Origin of the sequence: Streptomyces zinciresistens K42, assembly GCF_000225525.1 — a bacterium.
GTDB lineage: Bacteria > Actinomycetota > Actinomycetes > Streptomycetales > Streptomycetaceae > Streptomyces > Streptomyces zinciresistens.
In genome coordinates, this window is the sequence record NZ_AGBF01000068.1 from 23,057 (window position 1) to 30,656 (window position 7,600).

The following is a 7,600-nucleotide window of genomic DNA, read 5'->3' on the forward strand; positions in this document are numbered from 1 at the left end:
GGGGCCGGCCGTGACCTGACCCCACGGCCGGCCCCACCCCCAACCGAAGAAAGAGCCGCGGCGGCGAGCCGTACAGCCGCCCTGTCCGTCAGGAGAGCCGCAGTGAACCGACGCACGTTCCTTTCCGCCGCAGCCTTCACCGCCCTGGCCGCGAGCATGGCACCCGCCATGACCGACCCGGCGTTCGCCGCGTCGGACCCCACCGCCCGGGACCGGGCCGCCGCACTGCTCGCCCGGATGACGGCGGACGAGAAGGAGGCCCTCGTCCGCTGCGACTTCGCCGCCGTCGCGCACCTCGGCATCCCGGCCCTCGCCATGGTCGACGCCTCGGCGGGTCTGCGCGGCGAGAGCGGAGTCACCGCCTTCCCGGTGCCCCTGGCCCAGGCCGCCGCCTTCGACGAGGACCTCGCCCGACGGATCGGCGAGGCCATCGGCACCGAGGGCCGGGCCAAGGGCTACAACAACGCCCTCGGCCCCACCATCGACCTCACCCGCACCTGGCACTTCGGCCGCCAGGCCGAGGCCATGGGTGAGGACCCGGTGCTCGCCGGCCGCCTCGGGGCGGCGCTCACCGTGGCGATCCAGTCGACGTACATGGCCGCCACCGTCAAGCACTTCACCGGCTACACCCAGGAGGTGAACCGCTTCTTCACCGACACCAGGGTCGCCGACCGCGCCCTGTACGAGTTCTACGAGGCGCCCTTCCGCCGCGTGATCGCCGCGGCCCCGGCCACCTCGGTGATGATGGCGTACCCGAAGATCAACGGCACCTTCGCGACACGCAACGCCGGCCTCTTCGACGACCTGAAGAAGAAGATGGGCCTCCAGGGCTACACCGTGCCCGACTTCTGGGCCGGGGACGACCAGGTGGCCGCCGCCCGCGCGGGCATCGACCTCGCCGGACTGGGACCCGGCGGCGTCCAGATCCCGGCGGGCTCCCTGACCGGCGGCGCGATACCGGCCGCCCGGCTCGACGACGCCGCCCGCCGCATCCTCGTCACCATGTACGCCAACGGCCTCTTCGACCACCCCGTCACCGCCCCCGCGGCCGACGTCAGCACCCGGGCGCACAAGGACCTCGCCCACGAGGCGGCCGTCGCCTCCACGGTGCTGCTCGCCAACCGGGCCGGGGCCCTCCCGCTGACCGGTTCCGTGAAGTCGCTGGCCGTGATCGGCCCCGCGGGCACCGACACCTTCACCGGCGTGTCCGGCTCCAGCCACGTCGACCCCGGCACCTGGACCACCCCGCTCGACGCGATCCGGGCCCGCGCCGGAAACGCGGTCAGGGTCACGCACGCCCAGGGCACCAAGGGCGACCTTCCCCTCACCGCGGTCCCCGCCGCCGTCCTGCGCACTGCCGCGGGCGCGGCCGGACTGACGGGGGCGTACTACTCAGGTGCCGACGCCACCGGCACCCCCGTCGCGACCCGCACCGACCCCACCGTCGACTTCACCGCCGCCCCCGTCGACGGCCTGCCGCAGGTGTGGTCGGCCAGGTGGACCGGGACCCTGACCCCGACCACCACCGGACTGCACCGCTTCTCCCTGCTGACCTCCGGGACCGCAGCGCTGAAGATCGACGGCAAGGACGTCGTCTCCGGCACCCGGCAGATGGCCCGCTTCTTCCTCGGCCCCTACGACTACCCCCTCCAGGGAACCGCAGAACTGACCGCCGGCCGCGCCGTCAGGGTGGAGATCACCTACCACAACGCCACCGCGGAACGGGGCTCCAGCGGCCTGACGTTCGGCTGGCAGCCCGACTCCCTCATCCCCGCGGCCGTGGCGGCGGCCCGCGCGGCCGACGCGGCCGTCGTCCTCGTCAACCGGGTGGCCGGCGAGGGGATGGACCACGCGCAGTACGCGCTCCCGGGCGACCAGGACCGGCTCATCAGGGCCGTGGCCGCCGTGAACCCCCGTACCGTCGTCGTCCTCAACACCGACGGCCCCGTCGCGACCCCCTGGCTCGACGACGTGGAGGCCGTGGTCCAGGCGTGGTACGGAGGCCGCGGTGCCGGTACCGCTCTCGCCGCCGTCCTGTTCGGCGACAGCGACCCGTCCGGCCGCCTCCCGGTCACCTTCCCCGCCGACGCCACCCAGGGACCGGGCACCACCCCCGCCACCTACCCGGGAACGAACGGCGCCGTCTCCTACGACGAGGGCGCGGCCGTCGGCTACCGCTTCTACGACGCCCGCAAGCAGGAACCCCGCTTCCCCTTCGGCCACGGCCTGTCCTACACGACCTTCGCCCACGGCTCCCTCGAAGCGGCCTACGACCCGGCGGCACGCCAGGTCACCGTCGCCGTGACGGTGACCAACACCGGCCGCCGCCAGGGCACCGAGGTCGTCCAGGTCTATGCCACCCTGCCCGCCGCGGCGGCGGCCGAGCCCCGCCGCCTGGTCGCCTTCGGCAAGGTCACACTCCCCGCGGCCGGCAGCAGGCGCCTGACCCTGACCGTCCCGGTCCAGGACCTCGAGGTCTGGACGTCGGGGGCGATGACCCTCACCCGGGGCCGGTACACCTTCGCGACGGCCCGCTCGTCCCGAGACGTCACCGCGCAGCGCACCCTCGTCCTGGGCTGACCCGCACCCCTGCGCGGCCTCGTCCCGTCCCGCCGCCCGGACCGGCGCTCCGTCGCCGCCCGGCGGATCTCCTCCCCGCGGAACGGGGCCGCGCCCGTCGTCCGCTCGTCCCGGGGGTTCCGTACCGGACTGCCCGCCGGCCACGGACCGGGCGTACCAGTGCGCCCAGTCCGGGCCGTGACTGCTGTGCGGCGGATCGGCCCCGGGCACCCGGGCGTCGGCGGCGCCGCGGTGGAAGACGCCGCCCGCGTCGTGGAACACGGCGCGGGGCCGGCGCCGTGGCTCGTCAGCTCGGCGCGGGGCCGGCGCCGTGGCTCGTCAGCTCGGCGCGGGGCCGCCCCGATGTCGTCTCCACACCCGGTCGGCGGACACGCGTCCGGGCCTCCGGAGCCGCCCCGCAGCGTCCCCCCGTACCGGTTCCGGGAACGTGACCGCGACAAGGTGGCTCCAAAAGTTTGTTCCATGCTCAACTTCGGCCAGGAGTGGACTGTTTGAGCCACGCAAAGATCAATAACCTGCTGTCGACGGCACGCGTCCCAACCCGAGGAGTTCCGTGTCCACTGCCCCGCAGGCGCCCGACATCCTCTCGCCCGAGTTCGCGGCGGACCCCTACCCCGCGTACGCGGTGATGCGCGAGAAAGAACCGCTGATCTGGCACGAGGCCACCAAGAGTTACGTCATCTCACGCTACGAGGACGTCGAACGCGTCTTCAAGGACAAGAAGTCCGAGTTCACCACGGACAACTACGACTGGCAGCTGGAGCCCGTCCACGGCAAAACGATCCTCCAGCTCAGCGGCCGGGAACACGCCGTGCGGCGGGCCCTGGTCGCCCCCGCCTTCCGCGGCAGCGACCTCCAGGAGAAGTTCCTGCCGGTCATCGACCGCAACTCGCGCGACCTCATCGACGCCTTCCGGCACACCGGTTCCGCCGACATCGTCACCGACTACGCGACCCGGTTCCCCGTCAACGTCATCGCGGACATGCTGGGCCTGGACAAGGCCGACCACGCGCGCTTCCACGGCTGGTACACGGCCGTCATCGCGTTCCTCGGCAACCTGGCCGGCGACCCCGAGGTGACCGCCGCCGGCGAGCGCACCCGTGTGGAGTTCGCCGAGTACATGATCCCGATCATCCGCGACCGGCGCGACAACCTCGGGGACGACCTGCTGTCCACGCTCTGCGCGGCCGAGGTCGACGGCGTGCGGATGAGCGACGAGGACATCAAGGCGTTCTGCAGTCTGCTGCTGGCCGCGGGCGGTGAGACCACCGACAAGGCCATCGCCAGCATCATGGCCAACCTGCTCCTGCATCCCGAGCAGCTGGCCGCCGTCCGCGAGGACCGCGGGCTGATCGCGGCGGCGTTCGCGGAGACGCTGCGGCACACCCCGCCGGTCCACATGATCATGCGTCAGGCGGCCACGGACGTCGAGGTCACCGGCGGCACCATACCCCAGGGCGCCACCGTGACCTGCCTGATCGGAGCCGCCAACCGGGACGAGCGCCGCTACCGCGACGCCGACCGCTTCGACATCTTCCGCGACGACCTCACGACCACGTCCGCGTTCTCGGCCGCCGCCGACCATCTCGCGTTCGCGCTCGGACGGCACTTCTGCGTCGGCGCGCTGCTCGCCAAGGCGGAGGTGGAGACCGGTATCAACCAACTGCTCGACGCGATGCCCGACATCAGGCTCGCCGACGGCTTCGACCCGGTGGAACAGGGCGTGTTCACCCGCGGCCCGCAGTCGCTCCCGGTGCGCTTCACACCCGCCGCCGGCTGAGGCCGGCCGCGCACGGGTCTCCGTGTGCCGCGACCGACCGGCGGTCCCGGCACACGGAGGAGGCCGTCGACGCCCGCACAGCCGCCCGGCGTCGACGACCGCGGGTCAGTGCACCGACGGCGTGAAGCGCACCGGCAGCGTGCTCAGTCCGCGCATCCAGATCGACGGACGCCAGGTCAGCTCCGCCGTCTCCACCGCCAGCACCAGGTCGGGCAGACGCTCCATCAGCGTCTCGACCGCCGTACGCGCCATCACGTCCGCCAGCAGGGGCGCCGGGTAGGGGCAGCGGTGCTCGCCGTTGCTGAAGGACAGGTGCGCGGAGTTCTCGGCACCCACGTGCGACTCGGGCCAGATCTGCGGATCGGTGTTGGCCGCCGCGAGCCCGAGGACCAGGCAGTCGCCCTCGCGGATGTGCCGCCCGCCCAGCTGGGTGTCCCGCACCGCCCAGCGGCCGATGAAGTTCTGCGTCGGAGTGTCCAGCCACAGCACCTCGTTGAGCGCGTCGCCCACGCTCACCCGGCCGCCGGAGACGTTCACCGCGAACCGCTCGTCGGTCAGCAGCAGCCGCAGCGTGTTGCAGATCCAGTTGGCCGTCGGCTGCTGGGCCGCCGCGATGACGGAGATCAGGTCCTGGACGACCTCCTCGTCGGTGAGAGCGGCCGCGTCGAGCAGCATCCGCGAGGTGACGTCCGGCCCGGGACTCTCCCGCTTCTCCTTCACCAGCTGCGTCAGCCGCGCCCCGACCCGCATGTACGCCGCGACCGGATCGTCGCCCTCGCCGGCGTCCAGCGAGATCCGCAGGTCGTCGACGAGCTGCTCGGTGTCCTCGCTGCCCTGCGGCATCCCGCACATCCACAGCACCGCGCGGGCCGGCAGCGCGTGGGCGTACGTGCTCATCAGCTCGGCCTCGCCGCTGCCGGCGAAGAGCGTGATCAGCTGCTCGGCGATCGCCTGGCACTCCCGGGCCAGTTCGAACTGGTCGACGCCCTCCAGCGCCTGGGTGATGACCCCGGCCCGGCGCTGGTGCTCGGCGCCCTCGGTGAACAGCACGGAGGGCTGGTAGCCGACGAACGGCAGCAGCGGCCAGGTCTCCGGGATGTTCGGCCACTGGTTCCAGCGCCGCGAGTCCCGGGCGAACAGCTCGTCGTGGCTGGTGACGTAGCAGACCTCGGGATAGCCGAGCACCAGCCAGGCGGGCACGTCGTCGTCGAGCAGCACCGGCGCGACCGCCCCGTGCTCCCGGCGCAGCGCGCGGTACAGCTCGGACGGCGTCTGCTGGTACTGCAGACCGCCCAGCGGGACGGCGGAGGCGTGCGCGGGGCAGCCCGGTGGGGGAGCGCCCGCCGACCCGGCGCCGCTGTGGTCGCTCACGATGTTCCCTCCCGGGAGAGTGCCAGCGAGTAGAGATGGTCCACGAGGGTGATCAGGACCTCCTTGCCGGAGGATCTGACCCGCGCGTCGCAGTCGACCATCGGCACGTGGTCGCCGAGCGACAGCGCCTGGCGGATCTCGTCGAGCGAGAAGCGGCGCTCGTCCTCGTCGAACCGGTTGACGGCCACCACGAACGGCGTCTTGTGGTGTTCGAGCCGGTCGATGGCGTACCAGGAGTCCTGCATGCGCCGGGTGTCCACGAGGACGACCGCGCCGAGCGTCCCGGAGAACAGCCGGTCCCACAGGAACCAGAAGCGCTCCTGGCCGGGCGCCCCGAACAGGTACAGCACCATGCGCTGGTTGAGGCTGATCCGCCCGAAGTCGAAGGCGACGGTCGTCGTCGTCTTGCGCTCGACACCGGCGGTCTCGTCGACGCCCTGCCCGGCCTGCGTCATCACCTCCTCGGTGTTCAGCGGCCGGATCTCGCTGACCGAGCGGACGAGGGTCGTCTTGCCCACGCCGAAGCCGCCGACGACGACTATCTTCAGGCCGGTCTCTGCGGCGTCGGCCAGCGGCGTGCGCTGGGAGGGCAGCTCAGAGGTTGCGGAGCCCATGGAGCACCTCCTGGAGCAGGGCGGTTTCGGGGAGGGCCGCGACGGACCGGGCCGCGCGGGGGTGGCGGGCGCTCACCCGGCCCATGGCGTGGAGGTCGCCGAGCAGGATGCGGACGACCGTGATGGGCAGCTTGAGTTCGGCCGAGATCTCCACCAGCGCCGCCGGGTGGCGGCACAGTTCGAGAATCCGGGCGTGCTCGGACTGCATGCCGGGCGTCGGCTCGCACTCGCTGACGATCAGGGTCACGAGGTCGAACGAGTCGTCGGCCTCGCTGCGCCCGCCCGTCACCGTGTAGAGCCGGTCCGGATCGCCGATGTCCACGGGTTTGCGGGTCACGCGGAGGCACCCCGGGTGACGGGTGTGCGGGGCTCGGCCCGCAGATGCTCGCCGATCTGCTCGACGAGTTCGGTCATCTGGTGGCCCACCACACCCGGGTCGGCGCTCTCCTGGGCGACCACCGCGAGATGGGCGCCCTGGCCGGCCTCCACGATGAACAGCAGGCCGCCGTGGAACTCGGTCATGGAGTGCCGGACACCGCCCGATCCGTCGCCGAACTCCACGGAGGCGCCCTGCGCCAGGGCCTGGATGCCGGAGCAGATGGCCGCCAGCTGGTCGGCCTGGTCCAGGGAGAGGTGCTCCGTCCAGCACAGCTTCAGACCGTCCCGGGACAGGACGAGCGCGTGGCGGGTGCCCGGCGTGCGCTCCAAGAGGTTCATCAAGAGCCAGGTGAGGCTGTTGTCAGTGGTCTCCATGACGGGCGGGACGGGATGCGACCGCATCGACGGTCGACCCCGGCCCGTTCCTCCAATCCAACGTGGTGCGGCGAATCGCTGCGTGAGGTGGTGGCTGCGCGCCCGGCCGGCGCGGCAGGCCGAGCTGGTGCTGTGACCGGAGGGGCTCACCGGCTCGCGACGATCCGGTGCGGCACCTCGCGGCGGCGTCGCCCCACCCGCGTACGTCCCCGTACGCGGGTGGCGCGCCGCCTCGCGAGGCACCGCACCGGATGCCGCGGGCTCCTGGCTGACCTTCCCGGCCACAGCGCTAGGCGTCGGTCTCGGGAAGGGGCCAGGCCCCGGAGTCGTCGGCTGCCGCGTCGGGTCCGCCCGCCGTGCGGCGGCCGCGGTGGAAGGCGCCGAACCGGCTGCCCGCGTCACGGGCCGGGCCGTCGGCGTCGGGCCGCGCGGACTCGGCCGCGGGCTGCGGCCGTCCGCGCTCCGCCTCGGCCATGGTCCGCCCCGGGGCCCGCACGGGCAG

General features: G+C 72.8%; 6 protein-coding genes and 1 pseudogene. 2 read left to right on the forward strand and 5 right to left on the reverse strand.

Features of this window, described 5'->3' with window-relative positions:
- Positions 1-102 precede the first annotated feature (102 nt).
- Both SZN_RS19435 and SZN_RS19440 read left to right on the forward strand, forming a co-directional pair.
- Positions 103-2,580, forward strand: coding sequence for a beta-glucosidase family protein (locus SZN_RS19435; RefSeq protein ID WP_007497633.1), 2,478 nt, complete (start codon positions 103-105; stop codon positions 2,578-2,580).
- A gap of 553 nt (positions 2,581-3,133) precedes the next feature.
- Positions 3,134-4,360 (forward strand): cytochrome P450, encoded by a 1,227-nt coding sequence (locus SZN_RS19440; protein WP_007497635.1) that lies wholly within the window; start codon positions 3,134-3,136, stop codon positions 4,358-4,360.
- A gap of 105 nt (positions 4,361-4,465) precedes the next feature.
- Here the strand turns inward: SZN_RS19440 and SZN_RS19445 are convergent, their stop codons facing one another.
- From SZN_RS19445 to SZN_RS19465, 5 genes and pseudogenes are all read right to left on the reverse strand, one after another.
- Positions 4,466-5,731, reverse strand: a complete 1,266-nt coding sequence (locus tag SZN_RS19445; RefSeq protein WP_007497636.1) for a cytochrome P450 — start codon at positions 5,729-5,731, stop codon at positions 4,466-4,468.
- On the reverse strand, positions 5,728-6,345 hold the full coding sequence (locus SZN_RS19450) for a GTP-binding protein (RefSeq protein WP_007497638.1): 618 nt from the start codon (positions 6,343-6,345) through the stop codon (positions 5,728-5,730). Before SZN_RS19450 ends, SZN_RS19445 begins: the two co-directional genes overlap by 4 nt.
- Complete coding sequence (locus SZN_RS19455; RefSeq protein WP_007497640.1) at positions 6,326-6,682, reverse strand: DUF742 domain-containing protein; 357 nt, start codon at positions 6,680-6,682, stop codon at positions 6,326-6,328. Before SZN_RS19455 ends, SZN_RS19450 begins: the two co-directional genes overlap by 20 nt.
- Positions 6,679-7,098 (reverse strand): roadblock/LC7 domain-containing protein, encoded by a 420-nt coding sequence (locus SZN_RS19460; protein ID WP_043731801.1) that lies wholly within the window; start codon positions 7,096-7,098, stop codon positions 6,679-6,681. The genes SZN_RS19455 and SZN_RS19460 overlap by 4 nt, the downstream gene beginning before the upstream one ends.
- 289 nt (positions 7,099-7,387) lie before the next feature.
- Positions 7,388-7,600: pseudogene (locus SZN_RS19465) on the reverse strand (ATP-binding protein); the annotation flags it as partial.